18 protein-coding genes are annotated in these 21,277 nt (G+C 73.5%); 7 read left to right on the top strand and 11 right to left on the bottom strand.

Translation table 11 applies throughout. The annotated features are described in order from the left end of the window. Positions 1-29 precede the first annotated feature (29 nt). Positions 30-692, top strand: a complete 663-nt coding sequence (locus ABD343_RS30575; RefSeq protein WP_344532799.1) for a TetR/AcrR family transcriptional regulator — start codon at positions 30-32, stop codon at positions 690-692. Here the strand turns inward: ABD343_RS30575 and ABD343_RS30570 are convergent. Genes ABD343_RS30570 through ABD343_RS30560 form a run of 3 tightly spaced genes read right to left on the bottom strand, consistent with a single transcriptional unit; the run spans position 664 to position 4,882 of the window. Next, positions 664-2,961 carry an FdhF/YdeP family oxidoreductase gene (locus tag ABD343_RS30570; protein WP_344532797.1) on the bottom strand — a complete coding sequence of 766 codons (2,298 nt, stop codon included), beginning with the start codon at positions 2,959-2,961 and terminating at the stop codon, positions 664-666. The genes ABD343_RS30575 and ABD343_RS30570 overlap by 29 nt on opposite strands. Then, on the bottom strand, positions 2,958-3,770 hold the full coding sequence (locus ABD343_RS30565; RefSeq protein ID WP_344533108.1) for a family 1 encapsulin nanocompartment shell protein: 813 nt from the start codon (positions 3,768-3,770) through the stop codon (positions 2,958-2,960). The genes ABD343_RS30570 and ABD343_RS30565 overlap by 4 nt, the downstream gene beginning before the upstream one ends. A 14-nt stretch (positions 3,771-3,784) precedes the next feature. Next, a complete protein-coding gene (locus ABD343_RS30560) occupies positions 3,785-4,882 on the bottom strand; it encodes a Dyp-type peroxidase (protein WP_344532795.1) in 1,098 nt (365 codons plus the stop codon). 275 nt (positions 4,883-5,157) lie between these two features. On the opposite strand from ABD343_RS30560, the gene ABD343_RS30555 reads away from it, so the two are divergent. Continuing rightward, a complete protein-coding gene (locus tag ABD343_RS30555) occupies positions 5,158-5,799 on the top strand; it encodes a LysE family translocator (RefSeq protein WP_344532793.1) in 642 nt (213 codons plus the stop codon). Between the two features lie 19 nt (positions 5,800-5,818). Here ABD343_RS30555 and ABD343_RS30550 read toward each other — a convergent pair whose 3' ends face one another. Together ABD343_RS30550 and ABD343_RS30545 are read right to left on the bottom strand one after the other, a co-directional pair. Further along, positions 5,819-6,991: an ATP-grasp domain-containing protein gene (locus tag ABD343_RS30550; RefSeq protein WP_344532791.1), complete on the bottom strand. Its 1,173-nt coding sequence runs from the start codon at positions 6,989-6,991 to the stop codon at positions 5,819-5,821. 47 nt (positions 6,992-7,038) lie between these two features. Then, positions 7,039-8,778: a pentapeptide repeat-containing protein gene (locus ABD343_RS30545; protein ID WP_344532789.1), complete on the bottom strand. Its 1,740-nt coding sequence runs from the start codon at positions 8,776-8,778 to the stop codon at positions 7,039-7,041. A gap of 81 nt (positions 8,779-8,859) precedes the next feature. Here ABD343_RS30545 and ABD343_RS30540 point away from each other — a divergent pair, with 81 nt between their 5' ends. Beyond that, on the top strand, positions 8,860-9,627 hold the full coding sequence (locus tag ABD343_RS30540) for a MerR family transcriptional regulator (protein WP_344532787.1): 768 nt from the start codon (positions 8,860-8,862) through the stop codon (positions 9,625-9,627). Beyond that, positions 9,624-10,643, top strand: coding sequence for a hypothetical protein (locus ABD343_RS30535; RefSeq protein ID WP_344532785.1), 1,020 nt, complete (start codon positions 9,624-9,626; stop codon positions 10,641-10,643). The genes ABD343_RS30540 and ABD343_RS30535 overlap by 4 nt, the downstream gene beginning before the upstream one ends. Here ABD343_RS30535 and ABD343_RS30530 read toward each other — a convergent pair. The 6 genes from ABD343_RS30530 to ABD343_RS30505 all read right to left on the bottom strand — a co-directional run bounded on the left by ABD343_RS30530 (position 10,604) and on the right by ABD343_RS30505 (position 16,383). Further along, positions 10,604-10,873 (bottom strand): hypothetical protein, encoded by a 270-nt coding sequence (locus ABD343_RS30530; RefSeq protein ID WP_344532783.1) that lies wholly within the window; start codon positions 10,871-10,873, stop codon positions 10,604-10,606. The two genes, ABD343_RS30535 and ABD343_RS30530, sit on opposite strands and share 40 nt — an antisense overlap. A 9-nt stretch (positions 10,874-10,882) precedes the next feature. Beyond that, on the bottom strand, positions 10,883-13,306 hold the full coding sequence (locus ABD343_RS30525; protein ID WP_344532782.1) for a xanthine dehydrogenase family protein molybdopterin-binding subunit: 2,424 nt from the start codon (positions 13,304-13,306) through the stop codon (positions 10,883-10,885). Beyond that, positions 13,296-13,781: a (2Fe-2S)-binding protein gene (locus tag ABD343_RS30520; protein ID WP_344532781.1), complete on the bottom strand. Its 486-nt coding sequence runs from the start codon at positions 13,779-13,781 to the stop codon at positions 13,296-13,298. Before ABD343_RS30520 ends, ABD343_RS30525 begins: the two co-directional genes overlap by 11 nt. After that, positions 13,778-14,629 carry an FAD binding domain-containing protein gene (locus ABD343_RS30515; protein WP_344532779.1) on the bottom strand — a complete coding sequence of 284 codons (852 nt, stop codon included), beginning with the start codon at positions 14,627-14,629 and terminating at the stop codon, positions 13,778-13,780. The genes ABD343_RS30520 and ABD343_RS30515 overlap by 4 nt, the downstream gene beginning before the upstream one ends. A 228-nt stretch (positions 14,630-14,857) precedes the next feature. After that, positions 14,858-16,036, bottom strand: a complete 1,179-nt coding sequence (locus ABD343_RS30510; protein ID WP_344533107.1) for an NAD(P)/FAD-dependent oxidoreductase — start codon at positions 16,034-16,036, stop codon at positions 14,858-14,860. 8 nt (positions 16,037-16,044) lie between these two features. Then, positions 16,045-16,383 carry a bifunctional 3-phenylpropionate/cinnamic acid dioxygenase ferredoxin subunit gene (locus ABD343_RS30505; RefSeq protein WP_344532777.1) on the bottom strand — a complete coding sequence of 113 codons (339 nt, stop codon included), beginning with the start codon at positions 16,381-16,383 and terminating at the stop codon, positions 16,045-16,047. Positions 16,384-16,575: 192 nt separating this feature from the next. Here ABD343_RS30505 and ABD343_RS30500 point away from each other — a divergent pair, with 192 nt between their 5' ends. From ABD343_RS30500 to ABD343_RS30490, 3 genes are all read left to right on the top strand, one after another. Next, a complete protein-coding gene (locus tag ABD343_RS30500) occupies positions 16,576-17,385 on the top strand; it encodes an IclR family transcriptional regulator (protein ID WP_344532775.1) in 810 nt (269 codons plus the stop codon). Positions 17,386-17,720: 335 nt separating this feature from the next. Further along, the gene (locus tag ABD343_RS30495) at positions 17,721-18,806 is read left to right on the top strand and encodes an S-(hydroxymethyl)mycothiol dehydrogenase (protein ID WP_344532773.1); all 1,086 of its coding nucleotides are present in this window, start codon (positions 17,721-17,723) and stop codon (positions 18,804-18,806) included. Next, complete coding sequence (locus tag ABD343_RS30490) at positions 18,803-21,259, top strand: GcvT family protein (protein ID WP_344532771.1); 2,457 nt, start codon at positions 18,803-18,805, stop codon at positions 21,257-21,259. Before ABD343_RS30495 ends, ABD343_RS30490 begins: the two co-directional genes overlap by 4 nt. Positions 21,260-21,277: the final 18 nt, after the last annotated feature.

Raw genomic sequence — 21,277 nt, 5'->3', positions numbered from 1 at the left:
CAATTATTTGAGTGGATATACTCCAGGTCATGGCTGAGCAAAGGCAGGCGGCGGCGCGGGAGTCGCTGCGCGCGCGCAAGAAGCGCGAGACCCGGCAGCGGATCTCCGACGTGGCGACCGCGCTCTTCGCGGAGCGCGGCTTCGACGCGGTGACGGTGAGCGAGGTCGCGCGGGCGGCGGACGTCTCCGCCATGACCGTCTTCAACCACTTCCCGCGCAAGGAGGACCTCTTCCTCGACCGCATCCCCGAGGCCGTCGAGCTGGTCACCGGCGCCGTGCGCGACCGCTCCCCCGGCGAGACGCCGCTGGCCGCGCTGCGCCGCACGCTGCTCCGGCTCGCGGACGAGGGGCATCCGCTGGGCGCCCTGCACGAGAGCGGGCCGCGCTTCGCACGCGTCGTCCTCGACTCCGCCGCGCTCCGGGCGCGCGCCCGCGAGGGGGTCGAGGAGGTCGAGACCGCGCTGGCCGGCGTCCTGCGGGAGGCCGCTGAGGAGGAGACGGGTGAGCCCGATCCGCGGCTCACCGCCGCGCTGGCCGTCGCCGCGTACCGCACCGTCTTCACGGGCACGGTGGCCCGGTTGCTCGCGGGGGCCCACGTCTCCGACCTGGCCGACGGCCACCGGGCCCGGCTCCACGCGGCGTTCGACGCGCTGGAGCGGGCGGTCAGTCGCCCGCCGTCGCTGAATCCGTAGAACCGGAGGGGCGCACGGTGACCGTCACGTTCTTCATCAGCGGCTGGTCGCTCTGCGTGCTGTGGTCGCCGATGGCGCACAGCACGTTCATCTCCGGCATGTACCCCGCCGCGCAGCCCTTCGGGATGTCGTACGGAACGGCCTTGTACCCGGCGAGACTCCGGGTGCTGCCGTCCCTGGCGATACTGGTGACGTCCACCTCGTCGAAGAGGGCGAGGCCGCGCTCGCGCATATCGTCCTCGTTCATGAAGATCAGCGTGCGCAGGTTGCTGATGCCCCGGTAGCGGTCGTCGTCCGAGTAGATCGTGGTGTTCCACTGATCGTGGGAGCGCATGGTGCCGAGCTTCAGGGTGCCGCTCTCCGGCACGACGTCGGGCAGTTCGGCGGTGGAGAACTCCGCGCGCCCCGACGGCGTGAGGAAGACCAGTTCGCGGGCGGGCTGGCGGAGCCTGAAGCCGAGGGGAAGCCGGACGCGGCGGTTGAAGTCCTCGAACCCTTCGAGCGCCCGGGCCATGGTGTCGCGGATGCGGTCGTAGTCCTCGACGTACGACTCCCAGGGCGTGGCGCTGTCGGGCAGGGCCGCGCGTGCCATGCCCGCGACGATCGCCGGTTCGGAGAGCAGCAGGTGGGAGGCGGGGCGCTTCATGCCGCGCGAGAGGTGGACCATGCTCATCGAGTCCTCGACCGAGGTGGCCTGTTCGCCGCCGCGCTGGACGTCCTTCTCGGTGCGCCCGAGGCAGGGCAGGATCAGCGCGTCACGCCCGTGGACGAGGTGGCTCCGGTTGAGCTTGGTGCTGACCTGCACCGTCAGCTCGCAGTTCCGCAGGGCCTCGGCGGTGTACGGGGTGTCGGGCGCGGCCAGCGCGAAGTTGCCGCCCATGCCGACGAAGACCTTCACCTCGCCGCCGTGCATGGCCCGGATGGTGCCGACGGTGTCGAGGCCGTGTTCCCGGGGCGGCTCGATGCCGCACGCCTCGGCCAGCCGGTCGAGGAAGGCGTCCGAGGGGCGGTGGTCGATGCCGCAGGTGCGGTTGCCCTGCACATTGCTGTGGCCCCGGACCGGTGAGGGGCCCGCGCCCTCGCGGCCCAGATTGCCGCGCAGCAGCAGGAGATTGACGATCTCGCGGACGGTGTCGACGCCGTGCTCGTGCTGGGTGATGCCCAGGCACCAACTGAAGAGGGAGCGGTCGGCCTCGCGGTAGACACGTGCCGCCCTCTCGACCGTCGCGCGGCTCACGCCGCTCTGCCGCTCGATCTCCTCCCAGGGCGTCGCCGCGCACAGCTCCCGGTACTCCTCGAAGCCCGTCGTGTACCGCTCGACGAACTCCCGGTCCAGCGCCTTCGGATCGTCCTCGGACCGGGCGAGGACGGCCTTGGCCATGCCGCGGACGAGCGCCATGTCGCCGCCGATGCGCGGCTGTACGTTGAGCGTGCTCGTGGGCGTGGAGCGGAACAGGGCCATGTTCACGAAGTCGTGCGGGATGATCGTGCGCGTCGCGGCGGCCTCGACCAGCGGGTTGATGTGCACGATCGACGCGCCGCGCCGGTGCGCCTCGGCGAGCGCGGTGAGCATCCTGGGCGCGTTCGAGGCGGCGTTGACGCCGAGGACGAAGAGCGCGTCGGCGGTCTCCCAGTCCTTCAGGTCGGCGGTGCCCTTACCGGTGCCGAGGGACGCGGTGAGGGCGCGGCCGCTGGCCTCGTGGCACATGTTCGAGCAGTCGGGCAGATTGTTGGTGCCCAGCTCGCGGGCCATGAGCTGGTAGAGGAACGTGGCCTCGTTCCCGAGGCGCCCGGAGGTGTAGAACGCGGCCTGCCCGGGGTGGTCGAGGCCGCGCAGCCTCTCGCCGACGAGCGCGAAGGCCTCGCACCAGGGGACGGGGACGTACGTGTCGGTGGCCGCGTCGTAGCGCATCGGGTGGGTGAGGCGGCCCTGGTCCTCCAGCTCCGCGTCGCTCCACTCCGCCAGCTCGGAGACCGTGTGGGCCGCGAAGAAGCCGGGGCCCACGCGCTTGTGGGTCATCTCCCAGGTGACGTGCTTGATGCCGTTCTCACAGATGTCGAGGCGCAGGCCCTTCAGGTCGTCCGGCCAGGCGCAGCCGGGGCAGTCGAAGCCCTTGTCCTCGTGGTTCATGCGCTGGACGGCCCGGGGCCCGTCCACGAACTCCCGTTCCCGCAGCAGGAACCGGGACACGCTCTTCGCCGCGCCCCAGCCCGCCGCGGGGTGGTGGTACGGGCGGAACTCCGGGGCCGCGTCGTCCCGCTCGGTCATGACGCGCGCGCCGGGGAGTCGAGCGCGACGACGGCCTCGTCGGAGTATGTGAGGAAGGTGAGGGTCTGCCGGAAGTACAGCTCGATGCCGGTCCCGTCGTGTGCCGCGTAACCGATGGCGAGGTCCTCGCCGAGCCTCAGCTCGAAGTCGCCGCCGCGCGTGGACAGCAGGAACGCGCCGTCGAGCGCGGGCGCCCAGACGACCTCGCCGTCGAGCAGCCGGTCGAGGTGGGCGGCGATCGGATAGCCGTGGTCGGAGGTCTCGCTGACCGCCGTGTACGCCTCGGCGCCGAGCAGCAGCGCGTACGGTCCGCCGACTCCGGCCAGCCGCAGGGTGGTCAGCGCCTTGCTGACCGCGTCGGGGAACTCGCGGGGCTCCGCCGGGAGTCCGAGCACCGGGTTGGAGGTGCGGCTGCGCAGGCCGTCGATGCCCGCCGCCGCGTAGCCGTCGAAGAGGACGCGGTCCTCGGCGAAGGCCATGGTGCGGGCCGCGTCCTTGACGGGCTGCCAGTCGGCGTCCTTCGAGCCCCGGTCGACATCGTCCACGGCGTCCCGGCTCACCGTGAACGGCACGGTCAGCTCGACCAGGGGCTGGGCCTCGCGCAGCCGCGCGGTGACGCCCTCGGCGGGCGCGTCGACGCGCGCGAGGTGGCCCGTGCCCACGGCCGCCAGCTCGGGCCCGTCCGGCCCGGTGACGTCCACCGCACGCCGTCCCGCGAGGTTGCGGCGGAAGGTGCGGCGGGCCTCCTCCTCGATCTCCGCCCACGCCGGGGGCGTGATCGGGGCGAGTTCCCGGTGCAGGTGGGACATGCCGGTGGGCGTGGTCATGGTCGGGCTCCTTTCAGGCTGCCGATTCCCAGGGAGCCGTCGCCGGTCCCCGCGGTGGCGTCCACGGCATCCGCGGTGGCCACGACGTCCACGGCATCCGCGGCGGCCTCCGCCGTGACGTCTGTCGTGGCCTCCGCCGTAGCATGCGCCGTGGCGTCCGCGCTCCCGGGCGGGGGTGGCGGGTCGTCGAGGAAGTCGACGGTCGGGACGTGGAAGAGACAGCCGGTGACCGCCGTCGAGAAGTCGAGAATCCGGTCGTACGTGCCCGGAGGGTCACCGAGGAACATGTTGCGGAGCATGATCTCGGTGACGTCGGGGGTTCGGGAATAGCCGATGAAATACGTGCCGAATTCTCCCCGGCCGACGGTGCCGAACGGCATGTTCTCGCGCACGATCTTCCGCTCGTTCCCCTCCTCGTCGATGATGGTGTTCAGCGCGACATGGGAATCGGCGGGCTTGACGTCGTCGGAAAGCTCGACGTTCTCCGCCTTGGTACGGCCGATGACATCGGCCTGCTCGTCGGCGGAGAGCGCGGTCCAGGCGGTCATGTCGTGCAGATACTTCTGGACGATCACATAGCTCCCGCCGCGGAAGCCGGGATCCTCGTCGCCGATGTGGACGAACTCCTCGGCGACCCGCCCCTCGGGATTCTCGGAGCCGTCGACGAATCCGAGCAGATCGCGCTCGTCGAAATACTTGAAGCCGTGCACCTCGTCCACCACGGTCGCGGCGCCCTCCAGCCGCCCGACGAGCAGCCGGGCCAGCTCGAAGCAGAGGTCCATGTGCCGGGCCCGCAGATGGAAGAGCAGGTCACCGGGGGTGGCGGGGGCCCGGTGCCGCGGCCCCGACAGCTCCACGAAGGGGTGCAGCTCCCGGGGGCGCGGGCCGCCGAAGAGCCGGTCCCAGGCCGTCGAGCCGATGCCGACCACGCAGTTCAGCCCGGCGTCCGGGGCGCGGAATCCGACCGAGCGCCGCAGGCCCGACACGTCCTGGAGCAGATCGCGGACCGTGGCCTCGGCGCCGGGCGCGAGCGTGAACACGAGGAACACCGCGGCCTTGGCCGGGGGAATGATCACGGGCTGCGGTTCGGGCACGGGAACCTGCCTTCCCTTCGGACACGCACGGCGAGCGTAAACGCTACCAGCGCTTCCCGGAGCGGCCACCGGGCAGACGAATTCCTGGGCCGAACAGGTGGCAGCGGAACCGGAGAACAGGCGGAGACCGGAGACCGGAAGGCAATTCCCGGCAATTGAATTCCGGAAAAGAGAATTCGGCGGCGGCACCGAAAATATCGTCCCGTCACCCGCGCCGCGCGGCCACCGGAAAAACCACTGGATCCCGGGCCCCTCGCGCGAGGACGATGGCCGCCATGGTGTCAACAGATCGTCTTCTCGCCTTCGCCGCGATGTCCTTGCTGCTCATCGTGGTGCCCGGGCCCAGCGTGCTGTTCGTCGTCGGACGCGCGCTCGCCCAGGGCCGCCGCGCCGCGCTCACCACGGTCGTGGGCAACACGCTCGGCGCGTACGTCCTCGTGGTCGCCGTCGCCCTCGGCGTCGGCTCCGTCGTCGAGCGCTCCGTCGTCGTCTTCACGGCCCTGAAGCTCGCGGGCGCCGCCTATCTCGTGTATCTGGGCGTCCGGGCCATACGCCGGCGCGGCTCCCTGAGCGCCGCGTTCGCCGACGAGGACGGCGAGCGGCACAGCGGGCTGCGCACCCTCGCGGAGGGCTTCGCCGTGGGCGTGGCCAATCCCAAGACCATCGTCTTCTTCGCCGCCGTCCTCCCCCAGTTCGTGGACCGGGGACAGGGCCATGTCGTGCTCCAGATGCTGCTGCTCGGCGTGGTCTTCAACGCCATCGCTCTCGCGTCCGACAGCGTCTGGGGCCTCGTCGCCGCCACGGCCCGAGGCTGGTTCGCGCGCTCGCCGCGCCGCCTGTCGATGGTCGGCGGCGCGGGCGGGCTGGCCATGATCGGCCTCGGCGTGACGGTCGCGACGACGGGCCGCAAGGACTAGGGCCTTTCGCGAACGCCCGTCAGTCTCCGCCGCGTTCGTTGAACCGTGCGATCTCCTCCATCCTCTTCTGGAGAGCGGACTCGTCCGGGTCGGAGACGATCGCCTGCCCGACACGCCCGTACGGGCCGACCGGGGCGTCGGGCGAGCCGTCGTAGCTCAGCTCGTCGAAGGCGAAGCGGCGCGCGAAGTCCTGCCGGGTCAGCCCGGCGCCCGGGGCGCGGCGCAGCAGCAGATAGCCGTGGAAGCGCTCCGGGTCGCCGCCGGCCGGGGGCGGGGGCAGCGCGGGCTCCTCCCCCAGCGCGAGGCTGATCTCCGCGTCGAAGAGATCGACGCCGTATGTCAGCTCGTTGACGCGCGGGGAGAGCGCGCCCGGAAGCCGCAGGGCGCATTCGCCGAAGGTGAGGCCCGACTCCTCCACGAACGTCTCCAGGTGGAAGACGCAGTCGGGCGCCTCCAGGCTCTTGAGCGCCTCGGCGACGAGCGTCCCGGCGCGCTCGAAGAGCCGCGGGTGGCGTCTCCTGTCGAGCACGTGCGCGGCCAGGACGCCGCCGCGCACGGCGGAGAGCGGCGCGATGTGGTTGCGGGAGACCGACCACCAGGCGAGTCCGCCGTTCCGCCAGATCCCGTCGACATAGACCTCGGGCGCGTCGACGAACGACTCCGCCACGACCCCGACGTCCGAGCCCGCCGGAAGCGCCTCCAGCGCCCGCGCGTACTCCTCGGCGGACCGGACGACGGCCGTACGCAGCGACCCGGCCCCGGTCGCGGGCTTGACGACGAAGGGCTCGCCCAGCTCGTCGGCGAGCCGGCCGTACGGGGTGCCCTCGGGGACGTAGCGGCAGCGGGCGCGGCGCACGTGCGGGGGCAGCGCGTGCTTCTGGAGGTACTTGTCGCGGAAGTAGAGCGTCCTGAGGGAGTCCGTGTTCCCGGGGAGGCCGAGCTGCCGGCGCAGGTACGCCGCGCCGAAGACGCCCATCTCGTGGACGCTCAGCGCCCCCACGGCGTCCCCGGCCCCCGCCGCGAGCACGGCACGCAGGATCTCCTGGGCGTTCTCGAAGTCGGCGACGCGCGTGAACCTCCGGTCCTCCGGGGGGATCGCCGGGGTCTGCACGAGGTAGTGGGCGTCCAGGCCCCTGCGGCGTATCGCGCGGTCGAGGTCTTCCCGGTACCCGAGGACCACAAGCGTCGGCATTCTCGTCTCCCTGTGTGTGAGGGGCCCCTGTGAGTGGTGGTGCGCCGTCAGCCCCGTTTGAGCCGCCCCCGGATCGCGAGGACGGCGAGGCCGATGAGGGCGGGCTCGGCGAAGCGGGCGGTCTTCTCCACGTACCGCCCCGGCAGGGTGAGCTGCTGGCCGCTGGCCCGGAAGACGACGGAGTTCAGCACGACGTCGGCGGCCCGCTCCGCGCGCGCCGCCGTGAAGCGGTCGGCGAACGGGCGGTGCAGGGTGGGCGCCTGCGTGCCCACCACGCCGGACGCGGCGGGGTAGGGGCGGCCGGGCGTGTCGGGCAGGCCGACGGCCATCATCAGCAACACCGTCACGAGCATCGCGCCCGCGAGCCAGCCGAGGGCGCGCGAGGCACGCAGCCCGTAGCCGGACAGCGCCCAGTACGCCTGGAGGAGCCAGCGCTCGGCGTTCCGCCAGGGCCTGGCGTAGCGGCGCATCTCCATCTCGCCGTAGTAGAAGTCGGCGGCCCCCGGCTCGTCCTTGGCGTCCTCGCGGGCCTTGCGGAGCTGGCGGTAGGTGGTCATGAGCGCGGAGAGGCCGGGCACGGCCCCGGGGTCGGACGGGGGCGGGCCCCAGTCGTGCCGGGTGCGGGAGCCGCGCGAGGGGTGCGTACGCCACTGCCGCTCCTCCTCGATCACCTGGCGCTGCGCACACCAGCGGGGCAGGCCCCGGCTCCAGCGCAGCCCGCGCGGCGTGCTGCCCAGGCGCCACTTGCCCTCCAGGCGGAGCTGGTCGAGGTGGTGCGTGCCGGAGAACGCGCAGGAGGTGAGGTCCACCCCCGCGAGCAGCACCATCGAGGCGTCGACGCCCCGCAGGGAGCTGACGGAGACGAGACCCTCGGGCGTGGCGTCCTCGCCCAGCAGCTCCTCCTCGGCGTGCCGCGTGCGCGGGTTCGGCACGGCGGTGGAGACGGTGCAGGGGTGCAGCAGGAGGGCGCCGCCGAGGTCGAGAGCGGCGTGGCGCGCGTCGAGGGTGACCGGTTCCTCGAAACGGGTGCGGACGGCCGAGACACGCCGGGCGCTCACCTCGAAGGTGGTCGGCCCCGCGACGGTGGCCGAGTCGAGGACCAGCGACTCCCCGCACACGAGCGGCCCCAGCGACAGCCGCCCCCGGAACTCCGCCCCGCGGAAGAGGGCGCGCCGGGCGAGGACCGCGTCGTCGAAGCCGGTCTCCCCGGCGAAGCGGGCCCGGTCGAAGCGGGCGTCGCCCCGTACCGACGCGCGCCGGAAGGAGCAGTCGCCCTCGAAGGCGACGTCCTCGAACCACGCGCCGTCCGCGAACTCCGCCTCCGCGAAGCCCGCCCAGTCCCCGAACCGCGCGCCGTCGAAGGAGGCGTCCTCGCGGAAGGCCGTGCCCACGAAGGAGGCGTACGCGCCGAAGTCCGTACGGCTGAAGTCGGCGAACCCGTGGAACGTGGCGCGGACGAATCGCGTGTGGTCCTCGAAGACCGCGGCGCGGAACTCCGCGTCGGCGGCGAACGAGGCGTCGTCGAACGCCGCCGCCCCGAACCGCGCCGTCCCCGTCCGGTCCCGCACCGCGTCGAGCACCCGTCCCAGCAGCCGGGCCCCCAGGCGCGTGCCCCGCAGATCGACGTCGGCGCCCGGCGCCAGCCCGGCGAGGTACGGGCCGCTGACGCTCTCGTGCAGGTGCGCGAGGCAGCTCCCGTCGGCGATCACGACGCCCCGGCATCCCCCGTCCGCCTCCGTCGCCCCGCACGTCGCCCACCGCGCCGAGGCCCCCGTTCCCTCGTCCATACCGGTGATCACACCAGTCCCGCGCCCCGGAGGGAAGGGTGCGCTTGACCTTGACGCAACGGCAACGTTTCCAATGAGGGCATGCGAATCGGCGAGCTTGCCGCGCTGGTCGGGGTCTCGACCCGGACCGTGCGCCACTACCACCACGAGGGCCTGCTGCCCGAGCCCGTACGGCTGCCCAACGGCTACCGCGAGTACCGCCTGCGGGACGCGGTCGTGCTGGCCCGGGTGCGGCGGCTCGCGGAGCTGGGGCTCTCCCTGGACGAGATCCGCGACGTGCTCGCCGACGACAAGGGGCGGGAGCTGCGCGAGGTGCTGCTGGAGCTGGACGTGGACCTGGCGCGGCAGCAGGAGGCGCTCGCGGCGCGCCGCGCCCGGCTCGCCGCGCTGCTCACCGAGACGGATCTGCACCCGGACTCGACCGTGTCCCCGGAGATGGCGGAGGTGCTGCGGGAACTGCCCGCCGGGGAGTCGAGGTTCGCCGCCTTCGACCGGGAGCTGCTCGTGATGATGGACACGGGCGCCGACCCCGGGGACCGCGCGGCGCTGACGGAGATGTTCCAGCCGCTCACGGATCCGGAGACCTACGCGCGGGCCCAGGACCTCTACGTACGGATGGACACGCTGGCCGACGCGGATCCCGGCGACCCGCGTGTCGCGGCGCTCGCCGAGGACTTCGCGGCGCTGCTCCCGCACGCCATGACGGCCGCGGCGGCGGAGCACCTGGACGAGGCCGCGGTGGACCAGTGGGCCGCGTCGATGGAGGACGAGCTGTCGCCCGCGCAGGCCGAGATGTTCCGGCTGCTGATCGCCGCGCTGCGGCGGAACGCCATGGAGGGAGAGGGATGAGCGGGATGAGCGGGATGCTGAGGGTCGCGCGTGCCGCGCTGGTCGCGGCGGTTCCGGCCGAACTGGTGCTCATGGTCCTGCTGGTGTCGGGCGTGTCCCTCCCGGGGCCGCTGCTCGCCGCCGTCGAGGCGGCCGTGCTGGCGGTCGTGGTGCTGGAGGGCGCGACGACGTGGCGGCTCTACCGGGAGGAGCGAAGGGCCGGCGGGGGACGGCGCGCGGCGTGGCGCGGCACGTACGAGCGGCTCGTCCCGGCCACGGTCCGGCGTGTCGTGGGCTTCGACACGAAGGGCATGGCCAGCCTCGCCCTGTGGGTGGCGCGCCGCCGCCACGGGGTGCCGCCGGGGGCGCGGGAGTTCTCGTACTCCCGCGCGCAGACCTCGACGCTGCTGCTGTTCCTCTTCGCGATGGTCGTCGAACTCGTGGGCCTGGAGGTCCTGTTGCGCGAGACCGGCGTGCCGGCGTGGATCCGGACCGTGGTCTTCGTGATCGACGCGTACGCGGTGGTGGCGGTGCTGGCGATGATCGCGGCCTGCGTGACACGCCCGCACGTCGTCACCGGCGGCGAACTCCGCGTCCGCTACGGCGCGTTCTTCGACCTGCGCGTCCCGCGCGAGCGCATCGCCGCGGCGCACCGGGTGCGGCACTACAGCGAGAGCGGCACGGTGACGGTCGAGGGCGACGAGGCTCCCGGGGAGGCCCGGAAGCCCGGGGAGGACGGGGAGCCCGGAGAGCCCGGGGAACCCGGAGAGCCCGGAGAGCCCGGAGAGCCCGGAGAGCCGGGGGAGATCGTCGTCGCGGTGGCCTCGCAGACGAACGTACGGATCGAGCTGACGGAGCCGATGACCGCGACACGCCCGCTCGGCAGGCTCGCCGCGATCCGCTCCGTGCGCTTCCACGCGGACGAGCCGGAGGCACTGCTGGCCGCGCTGGCCTCCGGGCGGTCGGACACGCCGGAGGCGGTGCCGGCGGCCCGCGCTCACCAGGGCTCTACGGTCGCGCCCACCGTCCAGCCGTAGTCCAGCTCCTCCCCGTCCACAGTCACCGCCTCCACGGTGCCCGTGGACGGGTCGATGTCGGCCACGAAGCCGTCGCCCTCGTAACGGGGATAGCCCGACTCGCCGGTCCGGCCCGTCGCCTCGACGGTGCCGGACCGCACCGGCTCGCCGGGGTCCGGGTGGCCGTCCTCGTCGGCGAGCCGGGGGTACAGCCGTACCTCGTAGCGACGGGGTGCTTCCATTTCAGCCATACCCCCACATTACGACCGTTCGCCCGTCCCTTCCTGTCCCTCGTCCGCCAGGCCCGCGTCCCGCAGCAGCGTCCACACCCGGTACGGCGTCAGCGGGGTGCGGTCCAGGCGGGCCGCGATCTCCGGGACGGCGTCCGCGACCGCGTTGACCACGGCGGCGGCGGTCGGGAGCGTGCCGCCCTCGCCGAGCCCCTTGAAGCCGCCGGGGTTGTGCGGGGTGGGTGTCTCGGTGTGGCTGACCCGGATCTCGGGGACGTCGGGCGGCGCCGGAATGGCGTAGTCCCAGAAGGAGGCGGCCAGCGGCCGGGCCGTCACCGGGTCGTACGCGGCCTCCTCCAGCAGGGCCAGACCCAGGCCCTGGGCCACGGCTCCGGCGGTCTGGCCCTCGGCGATCAGCGGGTTGACCAGGACCCCGCTGTCGTGGACCGCCCAGTAGCCCTCGACCGTGACCGCGCCCGTGTCCAGGTCGACGGCGACGGCGGCGGCGTGCGACGCGTGCGCGTAGGTCACGTCGGGCGGGTCGAAGTCGACCGTCTCCTCCAACTGGATACGGTCGTGCTCCGGCCGGCCCCAGCCGAGCCAGCCCCGGTGGGCGATCTCGCGCCAGGTGGCGGTGCGGTCGGTCTTGTCCGCGCGGAAGGTCAGCTCTTCGAGGCGTACGTCCTCCGGGGTGGTCTCCAGGAACGCCGCGGCCAGCGCGTCCATCCGCTCCCGCAGCCTCTCCCCCGCGCGCAGCAGGGCGCTCCCGGACAGCACCAGGGAGCGGCTGGCCTGGGAGCTGTACTCGGAGTGCGGGGTGGCCTCCGTGTCGCCGAGCCGCACGGCGACGAGGCTCATCGGCACGCCGAGACGGTCGGCGACGATCTGGGTGAGCGTGGTCTCGATGCCCTGGCCCATGGAGACGGCCCCGGCGAAGACGGTGACCGTGCCGTCCTGGTTGACGCGGATCCGGCCGCTCTCCCAGCCGCTGGCCTCCAGCCCGGTCATCTCCAGCAGCGCGGTCGGCCCGTACCCGGTGATCTCCACGCTGGGCACGGTCGCGACGCCACGCCGGACACGCCCGGTCCGCTCGCGCGGCGCCTCCGCGACGGCGTCGGCCGCGGCGCGGAAGGTGGCGGGGTAGTCGCCGGTGTCGTACGTCATGTGCGTACGGACCGTGTACGGCATCTCCTCGGCGGCGATCAGATTGCGCAGCCTCAACTCATCGGCGTCCAGGCCGAGTTCGCGCGCCGCCTCGGCGATGAGGCGCTCGCGGATCCAGGTGGACTCCTGCATGCCGTAGCCGCGGTAGGCGCCGGTGGGGGCCGCGTTGGTGTGCACGCAGGTCACGGTGGCGCCCGCGAGTGGCAGCTTGTACGGGCCCTCCAGGGACTGCCCCGTGATCTGGAACGGGCCCGAGCCGCCCTGCGTGCTGAACGCCCCGAGATCGCCGCGCACATGGGCGTCGAGCGCGAGGAACCGCCCGTCGTGGCCGAGCGCGAGGCGCGCCGTGGCCGTCTGGCCCCGGCCCTGGTACGTGGCGGTCAGCGCCTCCGTACGGTCCTCGGTCCAGGCGACACGCCCGCCCAGCAGCCGGGCGGCGAGGCAGACCAGCGCCTCGTCGACGTACAGCGTGGTCTTGCTGCCGAAGGCCCCGCCGAGGTCGGGCACGAGGACCTGGATCTGGTCGGCGCGCAGCCGCAGCGCGGTCGCCAGGCCGTGCCGCACGGGGTGCGGGACCTGGGTGCTGCTCCAGACGGTGAGCCGCTCGGTGTGCGGGATCCACTCGGCGAGGAGGCCCCGGGGCTCCATGGAGGCGGCGTTGACGCGCTGGACGGTCAGTTCGCGGGTGACGACGTGCGGCGCGGCGGCCATGGCCCGCTCGATCTCGTCGGCGGGGTCGCCGAAGCGGACCTCTCCCGCGACGTTGGTGCCCGCCTCGGGATAGAGCAGCGGCGCGCCGGGCGCGAGCGCGGCGTCGACGCCGACGACCGGCGGCAGCGGGTCGATGCTCAGCTCGACGCGCTCGGCGGCGTCCTCGGCGGCGGCGCGGCTCGCCGCGACGACGAGGCCGAGGGGCTGCCCGACGTACCGCACGGTCCGCGTGGCGACCTCGATGTCCCGCTGGTGCTGGCCCGGCAGCCGCCAGACGGTGGGGAGCGGGTCGGCGTGCCGCGCGATCTCGTCGGGCCCGAGCACCAGCGCGGCGCCGCCCTCGCGCGCGGCGGTCCCGTCGAAGCGGGTGACCCTGCCGTGCGGGACGGGGCTGCGGACGACGGCGGCGTGCAGCGCGGTGCCGTCGTCGAGGTCGTCGGCGTAGCGCCCGTGGCCGCGCAGCATGCGCGCGTCGTGGACGCGGGGCAGGGCGCGGCCGATGAGCCCGGGACGCACGGCTTCGGCGCCGGCGTCGGCGTCGGCGTCGGCCTCGGCCCGGTCTCCGTGGTCAGTGCTCATCGGAACCTCCCTCGCGGCTGCGGGTGAGGGCGGCGCGGATGCCGTTGTAGCCGGTGCAGCGGCAGCGGTGGCCCGCGAGGACGTGGGTGGCGGTCTCCTCCTCGGGGAGGCCGTCGCGCTCGGCCGCGGTGAGGCTCATGAGGATGCCGGGGGTGCAGAAGCCGCACTGGAGTCCGTGCTCGCTCATGAACGCGCGCTGGAGCGCGGTGAGTTCGCCGTTCTGGGCGAGCCCTTCGACGGTCTCGACACGCCGGCCCTCGGCCTGGACGGCGAGCATGAGACACGCCCGGACGGGCTCGCCGTCCAGCAGGACGGTGCAGGAGCCGCAGACGCCCTCCTCGCAGCCGACGTGGGTGCCGGTGAGGCCGAGGGTGTGCCGGAGGAAGTCGCTGAGCAGCGTCCGCACCTCGGTACGGGCCGCGCGTGCGGTGCCGTTGACGGTGAGCGAGACCGTCCGTTCCGGTGCGCCGGTCATGGCCTCATCCCTTCGAGGGCCCGTCGGAGTGTCGTACGGAGGAGGGCCCGGCGGTAGTCGGCGCTGCCGTACGTGTCGGAGGGCGGGTCGGCCTCGTGCGCGGCGGCGTCGAGCACGGACCCGAGGCCGCTCAACGCCCGCCCCGTCAGGGCGCGTTCGGCGGCGTGGAGACGGAGGGGGCGGTCGGCGGCGCCCGCGGCGGAGAGGCGCGCCGAGATCACCGTGCCCTCGGGGTCGAGCGACACGCCCGCGCAGGCTCCGACGAGCGGGAAGCCGCCCTGCCCGAGGCGGGGGACCTCGGCGAAGCGGAAGCGGTGCCCCTCGTGGAGGGGCAGCTCGGCCTCGGTCAGCAGCTCGCCGGGGAGGAGGGCGGTGCCGCCGCCCGGCCGGTAGAATTCCTCGGCGTCCACGGTGCGCTGCCCGGCGGCCGAACGGAGCCGGAGCCGGGCGCCGAGCGCGAGGGCGAGCGCGGGGAGTTCGGCGGCCGGGTCGGCGTGGCAGAGCGAGCCGCCGAACGTGGCGCGGGTGCGGATCTGGGGGTACGCGACGAGCCGTACGGTCTCATGGAGCACGGGCAGCGTGTCGCGGAGCGCGGCGTGCGTCTCCAGCGCGCGGAGGCGGACGAGTGCGCCGATACGCACCGCGCGCTCCTCCAGGGTGACGGTGTCGAGGCCCTCGACACCGCCCAGGTCCACGAGGGTGACGGGGCGGACGCGGCGGCGGTTGAGGAGCGGCAACAGGCTCTGGCCCCCGGCCAGCAGCGTCGTCGCGCCGTTCGCTCCGCTCAGCAGACGCACCGTCTCGTCCACGGTGCGGGGTGCCCGGTAGTCGAATGCGGGTGGCTTCACGGTGCCCAGCGTGAGCGCGGCGGGGCAACGCGGCAAGAGTGCACGGGGCGTCGGCGCGCCCTCTGTCGGGACTGCTGAGCAAGGGCTGCCCCGCCTGTGTGTCGCAGACCGCGGGTCGGGGGTGGTTGCTCGCGCAGTTCCCCGCGCCCCTGATGGGGCGCTGGCGCTCCGGGCAGCGCCCTCAAGGGACGCGGGGAACTGGGCGGCCCGCCCCCGGCCAAGGGGGCGTCAGACCGCCGCGAGGCCGCCCGCCCTCGTCAGTTCCTTGCGCATTCTCATGAAGGGCCGTGGGCGGTTCATGGCGAGTGCCGCCGTGGGGACCCCGTCGCGCTCGTAGACGGCGAGGAAGCTGCGGTCCTCCGGGGAGCCCTCGGCGAGTCGCACCGTGTCGCCCGGTGCGCGGCGGCCCGCGAACTGGACGCGGACGCCGTACTGGTCGGACCAGAAGTACGGCAGGCCGGTGTGCGTCTCGATCGTGGTGCCGGCGAGCAGGTTCCGTACCGCGACCGTGGGCTGCTGGGTGGCGCTGGTCCAGTGCTCGGAGCGGGTCCCGTCGGTCCGCGCCACGTCACCGGCCGCCACGACGCCCGGTACGGAGGTGGCGCCGCCCCTGTCGCAGACGACGCCGTCGTCCAGGGCGAGCCCCGAGCCCTCCAGCCAGTCCGTGTTCGGGCGTACGCCGACGCCCACGACGACCACGTCGGCCGGGAGGTAGCGGCCGTCGGCCAGCTCGACCCAGGCGACGTTCCCGCGCGTGTCGGCGTGCAGACCCGACACGCCCGTGCCGGTGAGCAGGGTGACGCCGTGGTCGGTGTGGAGCGCGGCGCAGGCTTCCGCCATCTCCTGGCCGAGCTGCGGCAGCAGCGGCTGCGGCGCGGCCTCGACGACGGTGACCCGGTGGCCCATCGTCGCGCAGGACGAGGCGACCTCGGCGCCGATGAACCCGGCGCCGATGACCACGACGCGGGCCTGCCCTCTGCTGAGGGCCTCGCGCAGGGCCGCGGCGTCGTCCAGGGTGCGCAGCGTGTGCACGCCGGAGGGCGGCCCCTCCGGCGGCCGGCCGGGGAGGCGGCGCGGCGCGGCGCCCGTCGCGAGGACGACGCCGTCCGTGGTGAGGCGCCGTCCGCTCTCCAGCACTACGGAGCGGTCCGCCGTGTCGAGCGCGGCGGCGCGCGTGCCGAGCAGCCACTCGGCGTCGAGCCCGGCGATCTCCTCGGCGTCGGCGAGCGCGAGCCGGTCGGCGGTGAGCGCGCCGGTCAGGAACTCCTTGGAGAGGGGCGGGCGGTCGTAGGGCCGGTGGTGCTCGTCCCCGACGATCACCAGCCGGCCGTCGTAGCCCTCGTCGCGGAGCGCGAGCGCGGCGTACAGCCCCGCGAGCGACGCGCCGACGACGGTCACGGTCCTCATGGCGCCGCTCATGCCGCGGTCCCCCGTCCTGCCTGCTCGGTCTCCTCGGCGGCCACATGGACCCACACCATCCCGTCGTGCACGGTGACAGAGTGGGTGCGGACCGCGCGGCGCGCCGGGAGACAGGTGGGCTTGCCGGTGCGCAGGTCGAATGAAGCCGCGTGCAGCGGGCATTCGATCAGACAGCCTTCGAGCCACCCCTCGGAGAGCGAAGCGTCCTGGTGGGTGCATGTGTCGTCGATGGCGTACAGCTCACCGTCCGAGTGGAAGACGGCGATGGGAGGTTCTAGGTCGATACGGAGTGACTCGCCCTCGGGCAGGTCTTCAAGGCGGCAGACGGGTAGCACTGGCCCCCCTCACACTCTTCGCTACTATGCGAGTTTCGTATCGCGCACGATGACGCGTGATGCGCAACAGAATCCAAGCGGGGAGGTCTCACGTCAAGCGCTCGCCTCAGCCCGGGTGCGAGCCGGGTACCAGACGCCGGGAACCAGACACCGGGAATCACAATCAGGCCACCAGGCGGTGACGTTGAGCAGATGACGGACAAGACGGAGGACATGGGAACGGGTTCGGGGAAGCAGGCACGGGGCGCGGCGGGTTCGGTCCAGTCGGTGGACCGGGCGGTGAGCGTGCTGGAGATCCTGGCGCGGCACGGCGAGGCCGGGGTCACGGAGATCGCGGAGGAGCTGGCCGTCCACAAGTCGACGGCGTTCCGGCTGCTGGGCGTGCTGGAGGCGAGAGGGCTCGTCTCGCAGGAGCAGGACCGGGGGAAGTACTACCTCGGCCCGGGCGTGCTCCGCCTCGCGGGCGCGGCGGCCTCGCGGCTGGACATCTCGCAGGAGGGCGCGCCCGTCTGCCGCGAACTGGCGGAGGACGCGGGCGAGACGGCGAACATCGCGGTGCTGGACGACGACGCCGCGGTCAACATCATGCAGGCGCGCGGCTCGTCGTCCGTGACCGCGCAGAACTGGCTGGGGCGGCGCACGCCGCTGCACGCGACGTCCAGCGGGAAGACCCTGCTCGCGCACCAGCCCAAGTCCGTGCAGGAGAGCGCCCTCTCGCGCAAGCTCCCGCGGCTGACGGAGCACACGATCACCTCGCCCGCCGAGCTGCGGGCCGAGCTGAAGAGCGTGGGGAAGAACGGGTTCGCGGTCGCGCGGGACGAGCTGGAGATCGGCCTGCACGCCGTCGCCGCCCCCGTACGGGCGCACGACGGCAAGGTCATCGGGGCGATCAGCGTCTCGGGGCCCTCGTACCGCCTGGAGGAGGAGCGCCTCCAGGAAGTCGCCAAGCGGACGATGACCGCGGCGCAGGACCTCTCCCGACGGATGGGGTACGCCTACTAGGCGTCGACCGGCAGCCCCTGCCCGCCCTCTTTCGCCGGTGCCGGGCAGGGGCTGTCCCTTGCCGTGTCGCGGCGGACCGCGGGTCCATCGTCGTCGCGCGCGCACTTCCCCGCACCCCTGAAGCCGCCCCTCCGGGGTGCGCTCCGGGACTCGCCCCCGCGAGCAAGTCCCTTGCTCAGAGCGCCTTTCCGGCCCCCGTAGGGCCGTGCGCTCACGCCTGATGGGCCGTCAGGAATCGCTGATCCACATCTCTTGACGGCGGGGTTCCGCGTTCTCACTATGTCTCTCATAGCGCAACCAGTCGTGCACTACGCAACAAGCTGCGAGGTCTGGGAATGCCACACGAGGTCCGCGCTGTCATCGCGATGAAGAAGGACGCACCGGCGGAGGTGCAGACCGTCCTGGTGCCGGACCCCGGCCCGGGAGAAGTTCTCGTCACCGTGCAGGCGTGCGGCGTCTGCCACACCGACCTGCACTACCGGGAAGGCGCCGTCGGCGACGACTTCCCGTTCCTGCTCGGCCACGAGGCGGCCGGGATCGTCGAGGCCGTCGGCCCCGGCGTCACCGACCCGCTGCCCGGCGACTACGTCGTGCTGGCCTGGCGCGCGCCGTGCGGCCGCTGCCGCGCCTGCCGCCGGGGCCGCCCGTGGTACTGCTTCGACTCCCAGAACGCCGCCCAGCCCATGACGCTGGCCGACAGCACGCCGCTCACCCCCGCGCTCGGCATCGGCGCCTTCGCCGAGAAGACGCTGGTCGCCGCGGGCCAGGCCGTGAAGGTGGACCCCGCGGCCCGTCCCGAGGCCGCGGGACTCATCGGCTGCGGGATCATGGCGGGTTACGGCGCGGCGGTGCACACCGGCGGCGTCACCCGCGGCGACACGGTCGCCGTGATCGGCTGCGGCGGCGTCGGCAACGCCGCGATCGCCGCCGCGTCGCTCGCCGGGGCCCGCCGGGTCGTCGCCGTGGACGTCGACGACGCCAAGCTCGACACGGCGACCCAGTTCGGCGCCACCCACTGCGTCAACTCGCGCGGGACGGACGCCGTCGAGGCCGTGCGCGGCCTGACCGGCGGGTTCGGCGCCGACGTCGTGATCGACGCGGTCGGCCGCGCCGACACCTACGAACAGGGTTTCTACATGCGGGACCTGGCGGGCACGCTCGTCCAGGTCGGCGTGCCGGGCCAGGAGGCGCGGCTCGACCTTCCGCTGCTCGACGTCTTCGGGCGCGGCGGCGCCCTCAAGTCGTCCTGGTACGGGGACTGTCTGCCCAGCCGCGACTTCCCCGTCCTCATCGACCTCTACCTCAGCGGCAAGCTCGACCTCGGCGCGTTCGTCACCGAGACCGTCGCGCTCGACGAGGTGGAGGTCGCCTTCGACCGGATGGTGCGGGGCAAGGTCCTGCGATCGGTGGTGGTGTTGTGAGTCCCGGGAACGACAAGACCGAATCCGTCGTCATCGTCGGCGCCGGCATCGTCGGGTGTTCGCTCGCCGACGAGCTGACGGCGCGGGGCTGGACCGATGTGACCGTGCTGGAGCAGGGCCCGCTCGCGGAGCCCGGCGGTTCCACGTCGCACGCGCCGGGGCTGGTGTTCCGTACGAGCCCGTCCCGGACGCTGACCGCGTACGCGACGTACACGGTCGAGAAGTTCGGCTCGCTCGATGTCGACGGCCGGTCCTGCTTCCTGCCCGTCGGCGGGCTGGAGCTGGCGACGACCGAGGAGCGCTGGTCCGACCTGCACCGCAAGGCCGGGCTCGCCGCGTCCTGGGGCGTGCACGGCGAGCTGGTCGGGCCCGCGCGGTGCGCCGAGCTGTGGCCGTCGCTCGACCAGGAGCGGGTGCTGGGCGGATTCCACACGCCCGGCGACGGGCTGGCGCGCGCCACGCTCGCCTGCCTGGCGCAGATCGCCCGGGCCCGTGCGCGCGGCGCCCGCTTCCTGGACCGGCACACGGTGACGGGGATCGAGAAGAGCGCGGGCCGGGTCACCGGGGTCGTCACCGACCGGGGCACGTTCCCCGCCGCGCACGTCGTGTCGGCCGCCGGGTTCTGGGGCCCCGTGATCGGCGCGCTGGCCGGGGTGGAGGTCCCGCTGCTGCCGCTCGCGCACCAGTACGCGCGCACGGCGCCGCTCCCCGCGCTCAGGGCGAGCCACGATCCGGAGGCCGTACGCCCGATCCTGCGCCACCAGGACCAGGACCTGTACTTCCGCGAGCATCTGGATGCGGAAGGCGGCCCCTGCCTCGGCATCGGCACCTACGCGCACCGGCCGCTGCCCGTCGACCCGTACCGCGTGCTGCCGTACGACGAGGCGCCGGTCATGCCCTCCTCGCTGCCCTTCACCGCGGAGGACTTCGCGCGGAGCTGGGAGGAGTGCGCCGCGCTGCTCCCCGAGCTGGCGCACACCACGGTCGCCGACGGCTTCAACGGCGTGTTCTCCTTCACGCCCGACGGGATGCCGCTGCTCGGCGAGTCGGGCGCGCTGGGCGGCTTCTGGCTCGCGGAGGCCGTCTGGGTCACGCACTCGGCGGGCGCCGCGCGCGCCGTCGCCGAGTGGATGACCGACGGGCGCCCGTCCGTGGACGCACACGACTGCGACGTCCGGCGCTTCGAGGGCGCCCAGCGCTCCCCCGCGTACGTACGGGAGCGCGGCGAGCAGGCGTTCGTCGAGGTGTACGACGTGATCCACCCGCTCCAGCCGCCCGAGCGGCCCCGGCCGCTGCGCGTCAGCCCGTTCCACCAGCGCCAGCGCGAACTCGGCGCGTATTTCCTGGAGTCGGGAGGCTGGGAGCGCCCGCACTGGTACGAGGCGAACGCGCCGCTCGCCGAGGGCCTCGGCCTGCCCGCGCGGGATGCCTGGTCGGCGCGCCACTGGTCGCCGATCGCGGCGGCCGAGGCCCGCGCGACCCGCGAGCGGGTGGCGATGTTCGACATGACACCCCTGCGCCGCCTGGAGGTGACGGGCCCCGGCTCGCTCGCGTTCCTCCAGCGGATGACGAGCAACCAGCTCGCCAAGCGGCCCGGCTCGGTGACGTACACGCTGCTGCTCGACGAGAGCGGCGGGGTGCGCAGCGATCTGACGGCGGCCCGGCTCGGGCCCGACCGCTGGCAGATCGGCGCCAACACGCCGGCCGACCTGGACTGGCTGAAGCGGCACGCGCCGGACGACGTCCAGCTCCGCGACATCACTGCGGGCACCTGCTGCGTCGGCGTCTGGGGCCCGCTCGCCCGTGACCTGGTCCAGCCGCTGACCCCGGCCGACTTCTCGCACGAGGCGTTCGGCTTCTTCAAGGCCCGGGAGACATACGTCGGCTGCGTGCCGGTGACCGCGCTGCGCGTGAGCTACGTCGGCGAGCTGGGCTGGGAGCTGTACACCACGGCCGACCTGGGGCTGCGGCTCTGGGACACGCTGTGGGAGGCCGGGCGGGACCTCGGGGTGGTCGCCGCGGGCCGCAGCGCCTTCAACAGCCTCCGGCTGGAGAAGGGCTACCGCGCCTGGGGCGCCGACATGACCGCCGAGCACGATCCGTACGAGGCGGGGGTCGGCTTCGCCGTCCGGATGAAGAAGGACGACTTCGTGGGACGCGCCGCACTGGCGGCGCGCGGGGAAACGACACGCCGTCTGACCTGCCTGACCCTCGACGACCCCGGGTCCGTGGTGATGGGCGGCGAGCCGGTGTACGTGGACGGGTTCGCCTCGGGCTACGTCACGAGCGCGGCGTACGGCTACTCGGTGGGCCGCTGCGTGGCATACGCGTGGCTTCCGGCCCACGCCGTGCCGGGCACGGCCGTCTCCGTGGACTACTTCGGCGAGAAGGTCCCGGCGACGGTGCGCGAGGAGCCGCTGTTCGACCCGGAGATGGCGAAGATCCGCCGCTGAGACGGGACACGGGCCAGG

The sequence above is a fragment of the Streptomyces albiaxialis genome, from assembly GCF_039530985.1.
Lineage (GTDB): Bacteria > Actinomycetota > Actinomycetes > Streptomycetales > Streptomycetaceae > Streptomyces > Streptomyces albiaxialis.
This window is presented reverse-complemented; position numbering and strand designations above follow the sequence as displayed.